Annotated in this window: 16 protein-coding genes and 1 CRISPR repeat array; all 16 genes read right to left on the bottom strand. The window is 24.1% G+C overall.

Annotation, left to right across the window (positions count from 1 at the left end; translation table 11 throughout):
• Positions 1-105: 105 nt before the first annotated feature.
• Positions 106-1586: a CRISPR direct-repeat array (repeat unit 36 nt; unit sequence GTTTCTATCTCTTTCAGAGAGTAGTTTCTTTCCGAG).
• 799 nt (positions 1587-2385) lie between these two features.
• A complete protein-coding gene (locus X274_RS06175) occupies positions 2386-2718 on the bottom strand; it encodes a helix-turn-helix domain-containing protein (RefSeq protein WP_047265941.1) in 333 nt (110 codons plus the stop codon).
• Between the two features lie 89 nt (positions 2719-2807).
• Entirely contained in the window at positions 2808-4730 is a 1923-nt protein-coding gene (gene ago, locus X274_RS06170) for a protein argonaute (RefSeq protein WP_047265940.1), read from the bottom strand.
• A gap of 17 nt (positions 4731-4747) precedes the next feature.
• Positions 4748-5026 carry a CRISPR-associated endonuclease Cas2 gene (gene cas2 / locus X274_RS06165; protein ID WP_047265939.1) on the bottom strand — a complete coding sequence of 93 codons (279 nt, stop codon included), beginning with the start codon at positions 5024-5026 and terminating at the stop codon, positions 4748-4750.
• Positions 5026-6030 (bottom strand): CRISPR-associated endonuclease Cas1, encoded by a 1005-nt coding sequence (cas1, locus tag X274_RS06160; protein ID WP_047265938.1) that lies wholly within the window; start codon positions 6028-6030, stop codon positions 5026-5028. The genes cas2 and cas1 overlap by 1 nt, the downstream gene beginning before the upstream one ends.
• Positions 6031-6038: 8 nt before the next feature.
• Entirely contained in the window at positions 6039-7676 is a 1638-nt protein-coding gene (locus tag X274_RS11570) for a CRISPR-associated primase-polymerase type A1 (RefSeq protein WP_052913209.1), read from the bottom strand.
• A gap of 364 nt (positions 7677-8040) precedes the next feature.
• The gene (locus tag X274_RS06150; protein WP_047265937.1) at positions 8041-9732 is read right to left on the bottom strand and encodes an STIV orfB116 family protein; all 1692 of its coding nucleotides are present in this window, start codon (positions 9730-9732) and stop codon (positions 8041-8043) included.
• A 9-nt stretch (positions 9733-9741) separates the two neighbouring features.
• A complete protein-coding gene (locus X274_RS06145; RefSeq protein WP_047265936.1) occupies positions 9742-10860 on the bottom strand; it encodes a hypothetical protein in 1119 nt (372 codons plus the stop codon).
• Positions 10845-11657: a CRISPR-associated endoribonuclease Cas6 gene (gene cas6 / locus X274_RS06140; protein WP_084822658.1), complete on the bottom strand. Its 813-nt coding sequence runs from the start codon at positions 11655-11657 to the stop codon at positions 10845-10847. Before cas6 ends, X274_RS06145 begins: the two co-directional genes overlap by 16 nt.
• A 12-nt stretch (positions 11658-11669) precedes the next feature.
• Complete coding sequence (gene csm5 / locus X274_RS06135; protein ID WP_047265934.1) at positions 11670-12923, bottom strand: type III-A CRISPR-associated RAMP protein Csm5; 1254 nt, start codon at positions 12921-12923, stop codon at positions 11670-11672.
• Positions 12920-14002, bottom strand: coding sequence for a type III-A CRISPR-associated RAMP protein Csm4 (gene csm4 / locus X274_RS06130; RefSeq protein WP_156166150.1), 1083 nt, complete (start codon positions 14000-14002; stop codon positions 12920-12922). The genes csm5 and csm4 overlap by 4 nt, the downstream gene beginning before the upstream one ends.
• 16 nt (positions 14003-14018) lie before the next feature.
• The gene (csm3, locus tag X274_RS06125; protein ID WP_052913208.1) at positions 14019-14846 is read right to left on the bottom strand and encodes a type III-A CRISPR-associated RAMP protein Csm3; all 828 of its coding nucleotides are present in this window, start codon (positions 14844-14846) and stop codon (positions 14019-14021) included.
• Positions 14847-14848: 2 nt separating this feature from the next.
• Complete coding sequence (csm2, locus tag X274_RS06120; RefSeq protein ID WP_047265932.1) at positions 14849-15292, bottom strand: type III-A CRISPR-associated protein Csm2; 444 nt, start codon at positions 15290-15292, stop codon at positions 14849-14851.
• Between the two features lies 1 nt (position 15293).
• On the bottom strand, positions 15294-17894 hold the full coding sequence (gene cas10 / locus X274_RS06115) for a type III-A CRISPR-associated protein Cas10/Csm1 (protein ID WP_047265931.1): 2601 nt from the start codon (positions 17892-17894) through the stop codon (positions 15294-15296).
• Between the two features lie 201 nt (positions 17895-18095).
• Entirely contained in the window at positions 18096-19172 is a 1077-nt protein-coding gene (cmr6, locus tag X274_RS06110) for a type III-B CRISPR module RAMP protein Cmr6 (RefSeq protein WP_052913207.1), read from the bottom strand.
• The gene (cmr5, locus tag X274_RS11565; protein ID WP_052913206.1) at positions 19165-19758 is read right to left on the bottom strand and encodes a type III-B CRISPR module-associated protein Cmr5; all 594 of its coding nucleotides are present in this window, start codon (positions 19756-19758) and stop codon (positions 19165-19167) included. Before cmr5 ends, cmr6 begins: the two co-directional genes overlap by 8 nt.
• Position 19759: 1 nt before the next feature.
• Complete coding sequence (cmr4, locus tag X274_RS06100) at positions 19760-20683, bottom strand: type III-B CRISPR module RAMP protein Cmr4 (protein ID WP_047265930.1); 924 nt, start codon at positions 20681-20683, stop codon at positions 19760-19762.
• Between the last annotated feature and the right edge of the window lie 69 nt (positions 20684-20752).

Genomic DNA, 20752 nt, shown 5'->3' with positions numbered 1-20752 from the left:
ATTTTTTTGGACCATTTTTCAATTGTAATCATGTCCACTGTTCACTTGACAAATACATTTCCGAGATAAAAGAAGCAAGTATGAAGAATTCGAAAGATATTTCAAGTTTCTATCTCTTTCAGAGAGTAGTTTCTTTCCGAGGTTTGGTTTCCGAGATTATGGAAATATATAATAAAAATATAGTTTCTATCTCTTTCAGAGAGTAGTTTCTTTCCGAGTAATATACGGTGGTTCTCAGCCTCAATATCAATTGGTTATGTTTCTATCTCTTTCAGAGAGTAGTTTCTTTCCGAGGATTTTATAAGAAAAAATAATCTTCCACAAAATAATTATGGGTTTCTATCTCTTTCAGAGAGTAGTTTCTTTCCGAGTTTTAAAAAAGATTATACCAAAGAAGAAATAATCGAAATAAGTTTCTATCTCTTTCAGAGAGTAGTTTCTTTCCGAGAAGAGGATTTTGAATCAAGACATGGAAAAGATTATTATAGTTTCTATCTCTTTCAGAGAGTAGTTTCTTTCCGAGATACCGATAATTTGGAAAGATATTGAATTATTGCAAGGCAAGTTTCTATCTCTTTCAGAGAGTAGTTTCTTTCCGAGAGAGTGATTTAGTAGCGGATGATTTAATAGTCTGGATTATAGTTTCTATCTCTTTCAGAGAGTAGTTTCTTTCCGAGTTAAAATTGAATGGGAAAAAACCTGGATATGTAAAAGTAGAGTTTCTATCTCTTTCAGAGAGTAGTTTCTTTCCGAGAAAGATGATTTTATCGAATTATTGAAGCCTTTTGCTATTGCGTTTCTATCTCTTTCAGAGAGTAGTTTCTTTCCGAGATTAAAGGAGGAATATTTATGTATAATGTAAAACAGTTTCTATCTCTTTCAGAGAGTAGTTTCTTTCCGAGGTTGATGTAAACGTTGAATTAGAATTGTTAATTGATGATGAGTTTCTATCTCTTTCAGAGAGTAGTTTCTTTCCGAGATGGATTTCTTTGAAGAAGCCCTCGAATGGGGGCTTCAAGAGTTTCTATCTCTTTCAGAGAGTAGTTTCTTTCCGAGACATAAAATGAGTGAATATAATCCTTTTGAAAATCCAAAACGTTTCTATCTCTTTCAGAGAGTAGTTTCTTTCCGAGAGAGAAAGCATAATTGATTTAATAACTATCAAATCACAATTAGTTTCTATCTCTTTCAGAGAGTAGTTTCTTTCCGAGTACATGAATCAGGTTTTTTAAAAGGTAAATTAGTCTCTTTTGTTTCTATCTCTTTCAGAGAGTAGTTTCTTTCCGAGAGGCAGAATTTTAGTTGAAGCCGAGGAACATTATAAATGGTTTCTATCTCTTTCAGAGAGTAGTTTCTTTCCGAGTGATAAAGTAAGGTTTTCCTTAACCGAAAATGGCGGCGTTTCTATCTCTTTCAGAGAGTAGTTTCTTTCCGAGAAAAATTTAGAAACAATAAAAAAAGAATTTGACAACTATGGTTTCTATCTCTTTCAGAGAGTAGTTTCTTTCCGAGTAGAAGAACTTAAATACTCTAAATTTAAAATTGAATTAGTTTCTATCTCTTTCAGAGAGTAGTTTCTTTCCGAGACTTGGTCTCTAGAATAGTTATTATTAGCTGCTTTTAGAGGCCGTTTTTCCGGACCTATTTTTTATTTTCAATTTTTTCTTTGCTTTTTGTAAAAAATTTTCTAAAAACCGCTTATAATCAACCTCCGGACCTGTTTTTTAACTTTCCTTTATTCATGCGGTTTTGCGAGATTTTGCATTTTTTAACATAGGTCCGGAATCTTTTTCAATATAATTATACTCTTCTCTTTTTCTTTTGTCAAGCCTGTTTTAGACGTTGTAATGTTTCATTAATGTTTTCCGTGCGATTTTTGATATCAAAATCTTTATTTAAGCTATTTTTAAAAGTTATAATATTATTAAATTATTTTTTCTTAAATCTTACTTTTTTATTAATAAGGCTTCTTGTTCATTAAAAAACTTTCAAATAGTTATCTTCAGATATTTTTATAATTTAGAACCATAAATAATATAATTACTTTATTTTAATAATGGTAAAGTCACCGGTCTAATTCCAACTCGTCCTAAGTTATTATGAAAATCAACTCTTAAAAATGGCCAAACAATTTTATTTAATTGTTTTTCTATAAAAAATGTATAAATTTTTTTATTTTTTATAATTTCAGATACTTTATCTATATTTTTTATATTAAGTGCAATAATATATTCTGTTTCTTGCTTATATATTATCTTATTTTTCTCTCTTAATTTTATAGTATATCTGTATTAACTCCAGAATTTAAAAGTAATTTTATTGCTTCATCAAACGTTACTTCAAAATTATTTTTTACTTTCTCAATTTGTTCTTGATTTGAACAAATTAAATCAATAATTTTTTTAATTTTTCAACACTTTCATCAGATAACTCTATAACATTTTTACCTTTAGCTGTTATAAACAATTCACCACCTAATGCACTTGTTAAATTCCACATAGTTTCAAAACTTATATTTTGTTTTCTATTTTCTATTCTTGAAAGATTTGAGTATTTAATTCCTGTTTTTTCTGCAAGGTCTCTTAATGAATATCCTTTTTCTTTTCTTAATTGTATTATCGAGTTTAAGAAATGAAAGAGTTTTTCTTTCTTATAATATATTTCTTTTATTCCTTCTTTTTTTAACAATTCTTTTTTTAGATCTTTGTAACTTTTCATTTTATTCCCCTCCAGAATTTTTGAAATAATCTTTTTTTCTTCTTTCCGCTATGATAACATATATCAAGTGTGTTTTTGTTAAATTTTAGTTACTTCATATACGGAATATACAATTTCCATTCTAATTCTGTTAAGGCTACTTTATTTACTACCTGAAGTGGATAGGGCAATCTATAATTAACATATGGCGTCGGGTGGACTACCCTTGTTAATGAATATACTTGTTCTAATATTTTTTCATTATCATAATCTGTATTGTTTTCTATTATTTTTATTTCCACGCCTTTTTGATTGAAATATGTTTTAGGGTAATAAATAAAATTATTATCAGAAAGTTTTATTATCCACTCTTTTAAATCTTCATATGAATTGATATTTACACTTTTATTAACTTCTATCAATGAATATTTTATGTTTTCTATATTCAAAATATTTTTTATTATATCTATATCTTCCAAATATCTCCCATCTCTCAATACAATAATATTTTCAGGATAATTTTTATTTCTTTCATAGTATTCATTCAATATTTGGATATATTCTTTTTCAACTATATCAAGATTCATTTTTTCATTTAATTCTAAATTTTTATATTTATTTAAATATATAATATCCCCAAAATTATTAACTGCTGATATTGCTAAATTGCTTTTTTTTAAATAATTATCATGACTTAAATCTATACCAATATAAAGTGTTTTATTTTTATCTTTTAAGTTTCTTATAACATATGGCTGACATTCCTGTATAAAGTTTCCCATTTTATATACATAGCTTTTTATTATATAAGGCTGTATTTTTTCTAATTTTTCTTTTAAAATTGGTTGTAAAATTAAATTTTCAGGAAACTTTTGTATAAGAGGATCTATATTTCCTAAAAATTTATCAAGTATTACTATAGCCATTATATTTCCTTCTAAATTTTCAAAAAAATCCTTGTTGCTTATTTCAAATGTTTCAGGATCATACATAAAAGCAGAACTTTTTGTTTTTGGTTCTCTTAAAAATATTACTTTTGAAAAACCCATTTCATATATTGTTTGATAAAAGATTGAATTTTTATTCTGAAATAATATTTTTAAAGAATGTTGGATTTCATATATTTGTTTTTTAGAACTAAAAAAGAATGCTATTTTGATTTTCTGATCGTTTTTATAAAATGAGTATTTAAAAACATCTTTTATATTTCGTGATTTACCTTTTTTAAACTCATATTCGATATTTACATATGTTTTTTTGTCCATGGTTAAGTTGTAATTATTGATATTTATGATGTCTTCTAAAAAATATAATTTCTGCTTAATTTTTTTATATCCTGAAAGTAATTTTTCTTTATATATATTATGTATTTCTTTCGAAAAACCAAATTTTTCTGCTTCTTTTGATGTAAAATTAAAATAGTAATTTCCCGGGAAGGACACTTCTCTTACGCCATTGTCCCCAAGATCTATTTTTAATATTCCATTTAATCCTGATATGTAAGGGAAACTTTTTCCGGATTTTATATTAAATAGGTAGGCACTTTTAATTGGAGACTCTAACGCTGCTTTATCAGAAAGAAATGTGAATTTTGGAAGTATTGATATATAATATTTTTCATCAATTTTATGGAGTTTAATTTTATAAGTCAAATGTGCATTTACATTAGTATTACTATCTAACGGAAATTTGTCATTTATTGAAATATAATTATTTCCTCTTTTATAATAAAAATTGTTGTCTATAAATTTCTTTTTTAAGTATTTGTATATTGTCTTTATAAAAAGATTTGGATCTTTTTTTTCTTCTATTATTTCGTTTTTTTCTATCCTATATTTTTCTGCTTGTTGTGGAGTAATTTTAAAATCTATATCTGGTATTTCCAGCCATACTAAATCGTTTGAATCATTAAATCTAATATTGTTTACTCTGCTCAAATTCCTGGCAAATTCTTTTGGATCATTATCTTTGTTAAAATAATATAGTCTTTTTACTCTGTATGGTGTTTTAATTTCATAAAGATTTAGATACATTTTTATCCCCCCATTTTTTATATTATCAAAAAGTCTTTATCGTAAAATTTGCCTTTATCAATGCCAATAGTAACTATATATTTTCTGCTTTCTTTTGAAATAGGGTATATTCTTATAGTATCTTCCTTTTTGTTTATCTGCTTTTTTAATCCTTTTATTAACGATTTTAATTGGTCTTGATTTAATTCTGTTTCAAAAACACTATATTGAACTCTTATTCCATAACTTTCAAGATATTTTACTACTTTTCTTCTCCTTTTATCATTTGTAATATCATAACTAACAACATAAAACATTATATCCCCACCCTGTAAAAAGGTATATATTCTTTTTCATCTCCAAGAACTACTCTTGCATAATGCCTTGCTTGCTTTTGAAATATTGTTCTTATATAATTTACTTCATCGTCTAAATGATATTTCATTTTTTGTGAAAGCACAGTTTCATATTTTGAGATAAATTTTTTTAATCCATTATCTGTAAAATGGATTATTTCTTTTTCCTTTTTCTTAAAATCTTTTATCGTTATTTCATTTCTATTTACTAAATTTAAAACGAAATTATCTATTATTATATTTCTAAATTCTTCAACTAAATCAAATAATAATGATTTTTTTGAAATATCTATTGTATGAAGATTTCCAAAATATGGGTCCAATCCCACTATATTTATCGCTGCCATTACTTCGTTATATAGAAAATAATAACCAAATGATAACATTGCGCTAATCGGGTCTCGAGGAGGATGAAGTGTCCTTTTTTCAAATTTAAAATCTTTATTTTTTATTAACTTTTTATATCCTTGAAAATAATATTTTGTTCCAATTCCTTCAAAACCTCTCACTTCATCAATGTTTTTTCCTTTTTCTACTTTCTCAATTGTTTTCCTTATTGCAGCTAATTCTTTACTCAATCCACCTTTTGGAAGGTATTTGCTTCTGCTTAATAAAAAATCATATGAATTTTTTAATTTGCCAATTACAATAGATTTTGATATTTTTAATTTAAATTCTTCATCTTGAGAACGTTTGTATTGTTCTAATCTTAACAATACATTTCTATATTCATCTGTATATAATTTTCCTCGATATTTTCCAGTTTGTGTCATAAAAATTACTTCTATTTTTTTATCTAAAAAATAGTTTATTATAGGTGTTGTCAAAGAAATATTTCCCATTAAATTTACTTTTTCTATTTTATTTAATGGTATTTCTGATATAATATTTTTGTTTTTTGATATTATTAATCGCCCCTGTTTTTTCGAAAGTACCGCGCCCTGTTCCGTTATATAAATTACCATTTTATCACCTATAATATAATTTCAATATCATCACCATTTCGTTTTATTGTTCCTATTTCAACTCGCAACTCTTTTTTTTCACCCATTTTTTTTGCTATCATATTTTTAAGATTTTTTATTTCTTTTTCTATTTCAAATTTTTCAGAATTTTTTTCCACTATCTTTTTTGCAATATCGTTTATATCTATTTTATCAATAAAGATTTCTTCTACATTTGTTATTATTGCATAAGGTGTGTTGTAATTGCCTGGGAATTTGCACGTGCAATTTTTTAAATTTAGCGATAAATTTTTGTTTAATATTATTTTTCTTATTTCTTCACAGGTTATTGGAACTCCTTTGCTTTGTTTTTCAATCATTTCAAATCTTTTTAGATTAAAATTTATAGTTTTTTTAAGAATATTTAAAATTTCCCTTTTTCCGTTTTTTAAATTTATAGTTGATTTAATTAGTATATTCTCTTCCTCTTCTGATATATATGCTTCTTTTTCTATTTTGTTTATTATTTGTTTTAAAATACTACAACCATTAATGATTGTATCAAATTCGCCTGATATTTGTTTTATTATTTGTTTTCTAATTTCTTTTTTTATTTTATTTGATTTTTTTATTTTATTATTTGAACGTTTATATGTAAGTGTTTCTTCATACACTTCATAATTTTCGTCGGTAAAATCTTTGAATAATCTTTCAATTTGCTCTTTAGTATTCTCTTTTATTGAAAACAAAAATTTTGTTTGATTTGATATAATTTCAAAATTCTCATCTACAAATAAGCATTTTTTCCCTGTTTTTCTATGAATTCCAAGAGGAATTTTTATTAAATTTCCCAGTCCTCCATTTAATTCTGTTTGCTTTGGAAATATTTCCACATCTATCCCTTCCTCTAAATCTATTCTCTCTAATATTTTTTCCATTATTATTTTTACTTTATAACTAAGTACTGGTATATCAAAGAATATCCAAATATGATATCCTCTATTTCCTGTATATTCTATATAACTGTATATATTTTCCTGTTCAAGTTCGGTAATAAGTTTTTTTGCTACTTTTTTACTATTTTCTTCATAAATGTATCTGTTATCACCATGTAGATAAGATTTTTTAATATCTATATCGTATGCTGCAAATTTTATTGAATTATCTTTCTTTAATTGATATATTCCAATTGTTTTTTCACCTTTTAAATGTTCTTTTACATCTTTATAATTTAATGGTCGCCTTATTGGCCTGTATCCATTTTCAAATTGAATTGAAAATACATCTTCTCTTCCCGAAAATAATTCTATAAATTTTCTTATTAAATTTGAAGATGGTGAAAACAAATTCGTTTTATCTTGAAGTTCTTGTATTTTTTCTTTTATTTCTAATTTTTTATACAACTCAAATGCTTTTTGTATTTCATTTATTTCTTCGTATATTTGTGCTAATTTTAATAAATATTCTTTTTCTGGTTTTGTATTAACTATTTTCTCAAATATTTCTTTTGCTTTTTTATAATTTTGAAATTCAAAAAGTAATTCTCCATATTTTACTAAAGAGTTATCTTTTACAGATAGTTCATCTTCTGCTTTTTCAAAATATTCCAAAGCTTTTTCAAATTCAAAATTTTCTTCTGCTTCTAACGCTAATTTTTTATAATTCATAGTATCACCAATTAATTCTCATAATAGATGTTTTATTTCTTTTTCGTCCCACTCTCTACTCACCTCTTTATTTCATATCTTTTTTATAATTTTATAGTTTATATTTTAATTGCAATAAATCCCTATACATTCTGTGCGTTCAGAATATATAGGGATTATTTGAATGTTCGCACTACTTATTAATAAATTTTATATTTTATTTTGTAATCCTTTAAAATATCTATTTGTACAGTTGTAGCACCCATTCCCCCACTCCTTTTTTATTTAAGTCATTTAACTTTCTTTATAAAAGATCTTCTAACTTCTTCATCTCTATATAAAAATTTCATATAACTTCTAAAATTAAATACATATTTTTATATGCTCATCCTTCTCTATATATATAATAATAACCAATCAAATTATTTTCTTCCATAAAATCCATTTCTTCTTTAGTATATATTTTACCTTCTTCAGGCCTTTTTTCTAATTTTATAACTAATGCACTTTCACCTTTTTCAAAATATATTTCTTTTCTTTTCAAAGGTACAGTCAATTCAAATTTATCTTTTATGAATTCTATTACAGACTCATGCCCAATTGCAGAATCTAAAACATCATCTTTTATTGCATTTTCCAATATTACTTTAAATTCATTTTTTGTTAATTTCAATATATAAAATTTCCCTTCTTGATTATCTTTTGGTATTGGCATTATTGTAGAGTTTAATAAATATATTTTTTTAGAATTTACTTTTAAATCTTTCATACTTAAAAGTATTTCATCTATCATTGATAAAGCATTTTCTAAATTTTCTTCAAGAGTTTTTTGATTTATGGAAGTATTTGCTCTTCCTCCATGGGCTACACTATTCCTCCAACCTTTAACATTTTTCAATAATTCTTCAATTTTTTTCGGTAATTCTTTATCTTTTGTATCAACTATATTGTATGAATACATCCAATATTTTTCCCTGAAATCTTTGTTGTTATAATAGAAATATTTTCCGTTCTCAATTAATTTTATATCAATAAGAAGTTCTCTCAAATGAATTACAGCTTCAGAATACATTTTCCAGTTAATTAATAGTTTTATTATATTTTTCATAAATTCAACTTTTTCCAAAGTTGCTATATTAGAATATTTGTTTATTTTTTTGTCTAAAGGTAATTTCTCTAAAACAATCTTTTGAAAATCTACTAAGAATTTCTGAATTGGCTTTATAAAAAAAAGATTTTCTGAATTTTTAGAACATAGTTTAAATTCTCTAATACTACTTTCTAGTATATCATTTATTTTATATATACTATTAGCAATCTTTTCTGGAGGTGAAGGTATTTTTAATAATTCTTCAAAAAGTTTCAATTCTCTTGATAATGATGAAAATTTCAATTCATTTAAATTGCACAACTTATTTTTAGCAACTATTTTCTGAATATTTTTTAAAACTATAATCATTCTTTCAGTTATTCCATATCTTTCAAATTCTTCTAAAGCAATAGTTAAATCTGAAAGTTCAAGCGTTTGAGTAATGTCCAAAATAGGAACTTTTTTTAAATTTTTTTCTATCTCCTCACCTATTTCATATGCACCATAAACTATTTTCATTTCTAGTTTATTAGCTTTTTCCATTAAATTTTTAAAATAAAAAACTGTACTGGATGTAAAAATCGCCATATGTCTTAAACCATGCGTTAAATCAAATATAACTTTATTCCCTTTAAAATCTAACAATAATTTTTCTATTTCTTCCATAATTATTTCTAATTCTTCATAATTTTTTCCTTTTGGTATATCTCTATAAGAAACTTTTATTCCATAATTTTTAATTTCATTTAATTCATTCAATATATTTTTAGCATATTCATTATTTTCATCATATAAAAATTCATTTTTCACTTCATTTGTTACAAAAAATATTATTTCAACATCATTTCCATTTTCTTTTTCTAAAATTGCATTCGCCAAAGGACTTAATCTTTTTTTTACCATTTTTTCAGAATGTTCTATAGAATAATAGAACGTTTCATAATATCTGCCTTTACCTAAAAAAGAAACTATTAGTATTTTTTTCATTTTTACCTCCTATAATTCAAATAATGAGAATTTTGTATTATTTAATATGTTTTCATTTTTATTTGTATATTCCCTTTCATATTTATCATGATCAAACCAAATGTAATATAAATATATTTTATTATCTCTAATGTCCCAAATAGTTCTAAATGGGTCTCTTGATGCTTTATATAAATAAGGTTTATCAATTTTCCATGATTTATTGTGCATTAATTCACCTTTGTATGAATTGTTATCTGATTTAAATTTTTGAATTTTTCTTATCATTTCAAGAATTTGACCTTTTATAAATTTTATTTTATCAGGTTTTTTGTTTAACATATCTTTAATAGAATCACTAATATATACTTCAATTTTTAATATTCCTTTTAATAAAAACACACCAAATGCATTTAAAACAATGAAATCATCAATAATATCAAAAAGATATATATTTTCTTCAATGAAGTTTTTCTCTGAATAAGTTAAATCGTTTAATTTAATTTCTGTATTCTCAATCTTTTTTATAAGTGGTAAAAATTCAATGATTTCCTCTACGTTAAATTTTATTGGCATTGGTGGAATTTCTTGTAATACTGGTTTCTCTTCATACAAATATCCCATTCTATATCCATAAAATGATCCAGCCACATATCCCAAATACGACATTACTTTATAACCCGGAGTTGGTGAAAAGAATGTGTCATATACTGCACCTTTTTGCAACTCAGTTACAAGAATATCCATAAATTCCCCTAATTGTTTGTTTAAATTAAATCTATCATCAATATCAAAATCAACATCTTTTAGTGTTACTTCAGCATTAAAGTCTCTTTCAAAAGCTATTTTATTAATTTTAGCTGCAGCAATTCCTTCTTTAGTGTTTGTATGAATTAAAGATATTCTCGGATTATTGCTTAATTCATTATTATCCTTCAATCTTTTTATTAAAGAATATTCAACACTAATATTTGTATATTCCTTATTATGATTCTTTAATGCTTCTTTTACTTTATTTACCCATTCATTTATTTTTTCTATCTCAATATTATTAATATTTTCTATGTTATTTTCTTTTATATAATTTGCACAAACATTTTTACCAACAATTGCTGATTTACCACCTGTTAATACTATATTGCTATACATTCTTTATGCTCCCTCCTTACCTGACCCATTCCCATTGTGGTTTTGTATCCAACTCCTGCATAAAATGAAAATTCTGATAAAATATTAACTATTTTTAATAATTCATTATTTCCCCGAGAAATTTCAAATTCCACATCACCAACAAACCCTTCTAAGTAGAAATTATTTATAAAAACTCTCTTTTTTCTTATGCGCTTATTTATAATTTTTATGTTTGAAAATTCTTCTTTTATACTTTCATTAAATTTATATTCACTATATTTATTAAACTTATTTAATAATCCAGTGTATATTTTTTTTGCATCAGGATATCTTAAGTGCTTGTCTCCCACTCTAAATAATGTTGGGGTATAAAACTTAAGTTTAATTTTGTTTGAATAATCTTTTTTACTTAATAATTCATCAATTGACAAAACTCCTGCCCATTTACTTTGCTCTTCATCAAAAATCACTCTTAATATAGAAAACTTAATGTTTTCTATATAGATTTCCTTTTTAAATATTTTATTTTTAAACATTGTAATTGTAAATAAATTAAAAATCTTTTCATCCAAAAACGTCAATCTTATATAATATCTTTTGTTTTTCATAATAGAGACTGGTTCGTCTACTTTTTTTCCTAAAAAAGATGAAACAGTAAAAGCTTTATTATTAAAGTTTTGATGAAGTTTTTTAGATGTTTCTGCATTTGCTTTTTCTAATACATTAAAAAACAATCCATGAATTTTTTTCCCTGGATAAGTAGGTATAACACCTGTTTCCAAAGCTTTTAATTCTACAACAACACTATAGAAAATAGTATCACCTTCTTAATTAATTTCTAATTTACACCATCCCATAATATCATTATTCAGTATCCTTCGAGTTTTTGGAAAATATTCATTAACCTCTTTTTTTATATAACTTGTATTTTTTGTGCAGTGCACCAAAAAACTATCATATAATTCTGGATCTTTTTCTTTTATAATTATTGAAATTGTATTTGATAAATATCCTTTATATTTTCCTAATCTTATTAAAGGACTTTCTATAGTATTTAGTCTTTCATAATTTTGTATTTTGGATATAATCTCACTCTTATTTTTAATAAAATATTCTTTTTCTGTATTTAAAATACTTTTACTATATTCATATAATGCAGTTTTTATGAAATCTAAACTTAATATTTCTTTTTTTTGATTATCATTAGTAATATCCAATAATTTTTCATGAGATTCATTATTCAAATTTATACTGAATTCAAAAATTCCATTATCTATATATTCTATCCATTCACTTCCATTTCTACTCATATTTAACGTATTGATTTTCCCATATTTAATTTCACTTTTACCTGGGGAAGTATCTGAAATAATTAAATTTTTTAAAATATCATATTTTGCATCTCGTTGTGTATCTAAAATTAATATCTCTTTTTCCACAAACTTAGACACTTTTTGAACTTCTTTTGAAAGAAAATTCTTTATTGTAGTTACTTTTATTATATTTGTTTTTTTTCTATGATCATATTTTATTTTTTTAAATAAATAAAAAGATATTTTTTTTATTATTTCTATATCTTTTTTGTTCAAAATTAAATTACCCTTTTTATTTTTTGTTTTCTCTACAAGAAACTCAAATTTCCTTTGCAATTCTAATATTTCAGATTTTAGTTTATTATATAACATTTCATTATTTTTTAAAATATAAAAAATTATAGCTGTTCTAATAGCTCCTTTTATTTCACTGCCAGGTATATATGGTTTTTCTTTAATTTTCATAATAGTTTTAACATTATTATCTACATTTTCGTTTGTTATTCTAATAGATTTTTTAATCAATTGTTCAATTGTTTTGTCACTTATATTTTTATTATCTAAAAAACTATTTAGATTTTTAAGTGAATCACTTTTTATCCAATCTAAAAATCCTTTTTGTTCAATATTAGATAAAGAGTTAATCAATATTTCATCATTAATAAAATAAGTAAATCCTTTATATTTAAAATATTCTATAGGAAATATTTCATTCCCATCACCAATGTGAAGAGGTGATAATATTTCTAATTTTGCATTATAATTCATTTTTTCACCTTCTTAAAGTTTAAAAAAAATCCATATCCATAATGATAAATTTCTTTATCATCAATGTATTTCACAATAGGGATATCACCATAAAATTCCTTTTGTTCTTTTACTTTTAAAACACTACCTTCTTTTATATAGCTAACCTTTGCTTTAAAAATATTTTTCCCGCTAAAATATTCTCTATCTTCTGTAATTCCTCTAAACCCTTCTATTTGATAATAGGAATTTCCAACATCAAATTCATTTTTTAATGGAATATATTTACTTAATGTTATTTTGTATTCAGAATCTTTTTTTACATTGCCTTCGATATTTTTCAAAAATTCCCTTGCATTATTATCTTCTATTATTTCTAAATTAAATTGACCTCTTCCTATACTTTTTTTCTTACCTATACCTTTTTCAAAAGAAAATTTTAAAATTGGTAATAACCATTCTATCTTTTTAGTCTTTAAAATAAAATATAAATCATAACCCTTTAAAGAAATAACATTTTCATAAAAAGTTCCACCTGATTCTTCATTAACACTCATTGTTAGTCTATCAATATTGTTTCTTTGTATTGGAAAATTTACCAATTTTGGTTTATTTCTATCAAAATTTTTCTCTTTTTCTTTTTTTATGTATTCTTTAAATATATCAATTTTTGTTTTTTCTCCATTTATAAAATCAAAAAAATCTTTACTATTAATATATTTTATTTTTTTGAACTTCTTAAATTTATTAACTAAAAAAAGCTTAAACGATTTTTCGTATAAATCTTTATCATATGAATTTTGAAATTCTTCTTCAAAAATTTTCTTAATTGATTTATCCTCAAATTTTTCCATATGTTTTTTTACATCAATGTTCATTGAAAGAGGCTTTGGTAATAAATATTCTTCATTTATTTCATCATATAAAAAAACATCTGAAATAAAAAAATCTGGATTTTTAGAAAACTTTTTTATATAATCTTTTATATCCAGATTATATAAATCCTTAATAGCCCAACAAAATGCTCCAAAAAGTGTATAAGACGATGGTATTTTTGAAAAAAAATCTTTTGGTTTTAACTTTATTAGATAATATTTCACTATATCACATCCTAAATTATCTGTTTTTATTAAGAATAAATCTATATTTAATATTATTAAAATTTTTAAGAAAATCAAGAGGTTTTTTTAATTCTTTTTCTTCAAAATTTTTATCTACTATTTCTTCTTCCCCAGACTCATAATATTCTTTTTTTCTTTTTATAATTTTTTCTATTTCTATTTCAACTTTACCATTTCCTCTACTTCCCCCACCACCAAGATAACTATCTTCTAACATTAATAATCCCTCAAATAAATATTTGAGGTTTTTATAATCTTCTTCTGTATAATTATCCATAACTATTTCAAATTCAAATTCACTACCAGCAATAACCCTTTCCATAAATCTTGGATTTGCGACAGAGGTCAATCTATCAATAGAATTTTCCGCTTTTACTTCAGTATAAATATTTTTACCTAAATATCTTTCTAATTCTTTTTTACTTTCATCTGTTAAAGTTGCATCTCTGAATATCAATCTTACAGGACCTGAAAATTCTTTCGATTCCAAATCATTAGATTTTCCAAATAATTTTAGAATAAATTCACTATTTTCATCATTTTGTACTTTGCTTTTTAGTTTTTTTATATTCTCTTTTTCATCTCTTTCTATCTCATCTATTTCTATTTTTGCATATTTCCATTCTAATAAACTTCTCATTTTTCCTTTCAATGTTGACCCTGGTATTATAGGTTCATCTGTCAATGGATTTTTTATAACCACATTATCAATTCCGCCAATTTGAAAACCTTCATTTGTTCCACCTATATGTAATCCTGTTAATAATTTTATCTTTCCTTTTATTATATGTTTTCCTATAAATTCAAAAGTCATATTATCCATTTTTATCCCTCCTGATTTTTAATTTCTAAATATTTGAAATATGCTATTATCGTTTCAAAAAACTTAACAAAAACTTCCAAATCTTCTGGACTATTTATTCTTTCTATACAATATTCCATAAACTTATAAAAGTTTTTTGGTACTACTTTTCTTCCTACAGCATAAGCAGTCTGAGTTAATAAAATATATTTCTTTGAATCATCAAATTCATTTCCTGCTTTCCCTCTATTTGCCTGTTCGAATTCTTTCAATGTTGCAAACACATTTCTAATTTGAACAGTTTTTATCTTATTCTTTAAAAAATTAGCATATTTGTAAGCAATACCTTCTGTTGTCGCATATTTCTCTGGTTTTAAGAAATCTGATAAATTTCTTTTTTCATTACCTTCAATTTTTTTAAGTTCTGATACAATATCAAAATTATTAGAGTTATTTCTTCCCGGCATATTACATCCCTCCTCTAGTTTTTTCTAATATATAACTACCTATGAATTTAAATTCTTTAAAATATTCATTTGTAACTAAATCTTCAATTATCTTATCTGCTAAAGATTTTTCAGTTGTTCTATATACTTTATAAAATAATTTTGGTATATATAATGGATTAACATTTTTCCTTTCATCACAATATTCTTTATTCAGCATATAAATATAATAAATTAATCCTCTATTTATAGAATCATTTCTTACTAATTCTGTATATTCTTTAGCTTTATTTAATACATCCTCAAATTTTTTATATTTTACTCCATTTATTTCTTTTTCCTCCCAACTCAAAGAAGTATTAAAGACATTTATCATTCCTTTTTGTGTTGAAAGATTTTTAGACTTTTCAAGATATTCTTCTGCAATTTCAGCAGCATTTGATATTGGATACTTATTTTTTACTATAGCAATACCTCCAGAAATTTCAATATTTGGATTATATCCGGTAAATCTTTTTAATTCATTCCTTATTTTAAGAGCTAATTCAATTGTATAATCCCATGGTCCAACTATAAACAAATCATCTCCACCTGAATATGTAATGTAAAAAATATTGGTTATTTTCGAAACGATATTTATCAATTTCTGATCTTCTAACTTTTTTACTTCTTTTTTCCAATTCTCAAAAACTTTATCACATATTTTATTTAAATATCCTCCAAAAAATAAATCAAAATTTCTACTTAAAGAAGCTATCCTTGAAATAGATTTTTCAGAGTTATTTTTATTTTTTTCAAAACCCATAGCAAATATCATTCCAAGATTATCAACATCCATCTTTAATACCCCAAGTTTTTTATCTCCTATAGATAATTTTGATATAGCTTCAAAGGTTAAAGGTGATTCTTTTTCAATTTCAAATTCTAAATCTTCAAGATTTTCTTTAGAAATCTTTTCTTTTGCTTTAGGAACAGTATCTCCAATAAATTTAAATCCTTTTATTATTTCATTTTTAGTATTATTTACTTTTAAAATATCTAGTAAGTTTTCATCACTCATTACTTTAATAATATTTTTTTCAAGATCTTCATTTCTGGCTATATATACTTTTCCAAATTCATCAAAATCAACTTTTACCAAATTTTTAATTTCTTTATTATCAATTTTTATATCTGATTTTGAAAAAATTATTATTTTATTATCCTTAGCTAAATGAGTTCCTAATTTCTCATGGATTTGACATTCTTTACAAATATATTCTTCGTTATCTTTTAATTTAATTCCACAAATCCTACATTTTTTTATTGGCTCTTTTTTTTCTTTTTGGTTAACAAAAAAATCTTCTTCAGAAATTATTTCATTTGCATATTTTTGGAGCTTTTTTTCTTGAAGTTTATTATTCATTCTATATAACAAATCCGAATAACTTCGTTCTGTTCTTTTATCTAATATATTAAAATCTTCAACTAAAATACCAAAAACAATAGAGATTAATCCATCGAATTTTTCTGATAGCCATTTGTTTATAGAATATTCCAAAACTTTCAATTCCTTTGAAATATCTATTTCTTTATCATTTCTATTTAGTTTCTTTGGTAAGAGTATTTGAAATTTACCGCCACCAGAATATAGAATATTTGATATTGTTAAATCAAAATAACTTATAATATATTTCGCTATTACCTCAGTAAGTAACCAAATATAGAAACTTCTTCCTCTTAATCTCTTTGCAACTTTACTTTTATCTTCAGAATCGGTTATTTTAAATATAAATTTTTGAATACCCGAAATATCGCCTTCTAGTAATATAAATTTATCGTTTTTATTAGTTAAGCAAGAAGCAATTGCGGCAGTAGTCCTAAGATGATCATAAAGGGAGATATCAGGATAATTAATTGTAGAGCTAGGTATATTGGAAGTATACTTTTGTAATAAGTAGGAAAGTTGATTATAAAAAGTATCAAAATTTTCAATTTTAGTTATTTCTTTATATTCTTTTAAAAATTCATTCCATAGATAATTATATTTATCTGTTAATAAATTACCTTCTTTAGGGATTAATTCTTCAGATTCAATAAACTTTGGAAATATTTCTTCCAAATTTTCATAATCAATTTTTTCTAATTCGATCTTATTTTTCCCTTTTAATTCTTCATTAAAATTCCCTTTATCATATTTTTTATAAAGATCGACCTTATCAAAAATTGATTGCTGCCTGATTTTTTTATATGTATTTTCATTTCCATAAATTTTTTCTAATTTTTCTAAAGACTCGGCATCTAAACTTTCATCATCAACTATTCTATCCATTGAAGCCGAGTATTTATCAGCTTTTGAGATAATATTATCTACTTTGTGATGCGATGCGGATATTTCTAGAATTTTTCTTTTTAAATTTATATCTTTTATGTATTTATCGATAAAGTAGGCTGTATATGCCGTATGCAAATATCCATAATATCCATTTTTAAAAACTGCAAATAAGTTTTTATCTTCTTCAAAACCATTTTTATCAAAATTATCTTCATTTTCAATTTCTGCACGCTGCATAAATTTTCCAATATCATGAAGTAAACCTGATAAAGAAAGTATTTTTTCTTCATTAATATTATTATTTATCACACTAACCTCACCACCTTTCTTACTATCTTGAATTTATTAAAAAATTAACCTAATAAATTTATCTTAGATATGTTAATTGTGTTAATTTTTCAAAATTACTAAATAACAAAGTATTTCCTGTATTATTTTAACATAAATTATTCTTTTTTGCAAGAAAAATAAATATAAAATTTATTTTTTTTGAAATAAAAAACTGCAGGTTTAATCCTGCAGTTCAAATCGTCCATATCCTATTGAAGTTTTTGCTCCTATACCATTTTCTTGTAATGCAATTTTAATCCATTCAGTTATTGGTGTATTTTTTATTTTATATTCATCAATTTCCTTTTCTTTTGAACCAATTAAAATATTAAATGAAGTATCTTTTACAATTAAAAAATAAATTGGAATAGGATTTTGATAATCTGTAGGAGCCAAATTTCCATTATAATAATCCGAATAATGAACATTCATAACATCTATATTGATTTTAGGAGAAGTAATAGGATATCCATCAAAGAAAATTATATTACCTTTTCTGCTTTCTTTATAAAAACTTTTATTATCAGTTCCAAATATATCACAAAAATCTTTATCTTTTAATGCTTTGCTTTCATCAAAATCAAAATTTTCTTCTATTATATAATTTCTTACAACTCCCTTTATCGCTTGGCCTGGAAGATACGGAAAACCATAAATATGATGTAAAATCATCGATGTTTCATAAACTGACGGATTACTAAGACCTACAATCATCTTCCATTGAATTGATACTTGCATTTCTTTTGATAGCTTTAAATTTTGCCTTTTTATTTTTTTATAATAATTTTCAGAAACTTTGTAGATCAGATTTTTATTAAATTGATGAATATTATTGTTTTTACTTTTATATAAAAATTTACCATTTTCAAAATTAACAAGTTTATTTAATTTAAGATTAAAATTATCTATTAAATTTATATTATTTTTTAATACATTTTTAGTATCATAAGGTAACTTTATATTATCAATAAATTTGTTCGTTCTTGTATTTTTATTATTATCTTTAAAGCTATTATTGGTCTTTCTATGACTTTTTTCCATGTAATAATATTCATTTTTTTTTGAGAATTTTTTACCATCAACTATTATTTCCTTTATCTCCCCATTTTTTATAACAACTAAGCATTCTTTTTTATTTAAAGAATCATCTTTAAGTTCATAAAATAAGGGTATTAAGAATCTTTTACCACTCATTTCAACTTTACATTCAAAACCTTTTTTAGATTTTTTAACTAAAAATATCCCTTTTTTATTCATCATCTTCACCTTCAATTAAACCTTCAGCAAATCTTCTTAACCAATTTAAAAATGCTAAAACTTCAATTGTCAAGGCTCTATATTCTGAAGAGTTTAATTCCATAACTTTTTTTGTTAGTTGTTCAAAATTTTCAATGTTATTAATATCTGGTATAATTCTTTTTTTATCTTCTTTTAACCATTTCAAAATTTGCTCTCCTATAAATTCATATATTCCTCCTTTGGAAAACATAAATGCAACTGTAGCACCAAAACCATTTGTTTTTATAAGCATAGGTATTTTTTTTACATATGATTTATATTCTTTTTGAACTTTTTCATATAAATTTACTATATTTTTTTTAAAATAATTATCTTCCTTAGAAGTTTCATACATCAATTCTGGACTTTTAAAAAATTCTTCTAATATTTTTTTATTTTCTTCGTTATCTTTTAACATTTTTCTAAGTTGCTCTTCAAAAAAAAGAAATAAAAATTCCTTTGAATTTTTAGAAATATCATTGAAATTAATTATTTGTTCTGCGCATTTATAAGCAAACTCAGCTCTTCCTTGTTCAATCCCTTTTATTGTTGTTGAATTAGTCATTTTACTCCCTCCACTTTTTTATTTCAACGATACCTTTTCCTATTGTTGCGTTTCCACCTATTTGGATTACTTCCGGTATTCCATTTTCAAAAAATTCCATAACGAGTTCCTCTTCTTTTTTGTCTATTGGATTAAAAACTTCTTTTTTTTCATTAAAAAATGGAGTTGTTAAAACAAGCGAATACATAATTGTTTCAGAAGGAAGATATTCTTCTGTAAATAACGCCCCTTTTTGAACAGTACCTGTTTTAGGATCAATCTTTGTTCTTGTAATAACCTCTGTTGATAAATTAACAAAATCTTTAAAATCATCATCTGGTAAAACAACAAGTTTGTTTTTGATTTCATCTATATCAAGTAAATTACTTAACCATATTGCAAATTCTTTTGTCGTATTTTCTTCTTTTACTTTAAAAGTATATTCTTCAAGAACAATATTTCCACTTATAGCTAATTCTCCAAGATTTGAAATTGTTAGTTTGGATGGTAGATTTTTATCAAATATATTTTTTATTGTATTTGTATTTTTTGCTATAATCATTTCTTCTTTAAATCTTTCCAGTATTTTAGGACATGTAATATATGCAAATATCCCCTTCATTGATTTCACTGGAAACAGTAATATTCTTGCATCTGTAAAACCCAATGCTCCAGCGTGCAAATCCCCTTCTTCAGGGCCAAATGCAAGATAAATTGCTTGTTTTAAATTTTTATTATTTATTGTTTGAGTCCCAACTTTAAAGTCTTTTTTTAAATTCCCAAATACTTCTCTTATACTTCCTTTAATACCTGATCCTTCAATCTTTGGAAAACCTGTGTGTCTCTCTCTTTGTATTGGTAAATCTACTATTCCTAAATCTTGACCACTACCAGCATGAAGTGGCGTCATTACCCTTATAAAAAACGGCTTAGCCATTTTAAACATAGTTTCATCTCCTTAATTTAATTTATTTTATTTAAATTCAATATATTTCTTTTATTCAAAAAAATTAAA

The sequence above is a fragment of the Marinitoga sp. 1155 genome (genome assembly GCF_001021175.1).
In the GTDB taxonomy this organism is placed as follows: Bacteria; Thermotogota; Thermotogae; order Petrotogales; family Petrotogaceae; genus Marinitoga.
The sequence above is the reverse complement of the archived record's forward strand: the minus strand, read 5'-3'. Positions and strand labels throughout refer to the sequence as shown.

Excerpts from the sequence above, each read along its gene's own strand:
- X274_RS06150 (WP_047265937.1), bottom strand. The coding sequence starts at position 9,732 with ATGAAAAAAATACTAATAGTTTCTTTTTTAGGTAAAGGCAGATATTAT.
- csm2 (WP_047265932.1), bottom strand. The coding sequence starts at position 15,292 with ATGCCGGGAAGAAATAACTCTAATAATTTTGATATTGTATCAGAACTT.
- X274_RS06175 (WP_047265941.1), bottom strand. The coding sequence starts at position 2,718 with ATGAAAAGTTACAAAGATCTAAAAAAAGAATTGTTAAAAAAAGAAGGA.
- X274_RS11570 (WP_052913209.1), bottom strand. The coding sequence starts at position 7,676 with ATGAATTATAAAAAATTAGCGTTAGAAGCAGAAGAAAATTTTGAATTT.
- cmr4 (WP_047265930.1), bottom strand. The coding sequence starts at position 20,683 with ATGTTTAAAATGGCTAAGCCGTTTTTTATAAGGGTAATGACGCCACTT.
- ago (WP_047265940.1), bottom strand. The coding sequence starts at position 4,730 with ATGTATCTAAATCTTTATGAAATTAAAACACCATACAGAGTAAAAAGA.
- X274_RS06145 (WP_047265936.1), bottom strand. The coding sequence starts at position 10,860 with ATGTATAGCAATATAGTATTAACAGGTGGTAAATCAGCAATTGTTGGT.
- cmr5 (WP_052913206.1), bottom strand. The coding sequence starts at position 19,758 with ATGACTAATTCAACAACAATAAAAGGGATTGAACAAGGAAGAGCTGAG.
- csm5 (WP_047265934.1), bottom strand. The coding sequence starts at position 12,923 with ATGAATTATAATGCAAAATTAGAAATATTATCACCTCTTCACATTGGT.
- cas1 (WP_047265938.1), bottom strand. The coding sequence starts at position 6,030 with ATGGTAATTTATATAACGGAACAGGGCGCGGTACTTTCGAAAAAACAG.
- cas2 (WP_047265939.1), bottom strand. The coding sequence starts at position 5,026 with ATGTTTTATGTTGTTAGTTATGATATTACAAATGATAAAAGGAGAAGA.
- csm3 (WP_052913208.1), bottom strand. The coding sequence starts at position 14,846 with ATGGATAATATGACTTTTGAATTTATAGGAAAACATATAATAAAAGGA.
- cmr6 (WP_052913207.1), bottom strand. The coding sequence starts at position 19,172 with ATGAATAAAAAAGGGATATTTTTAGTTAAAAAATCTAAAAAAGGTTTT.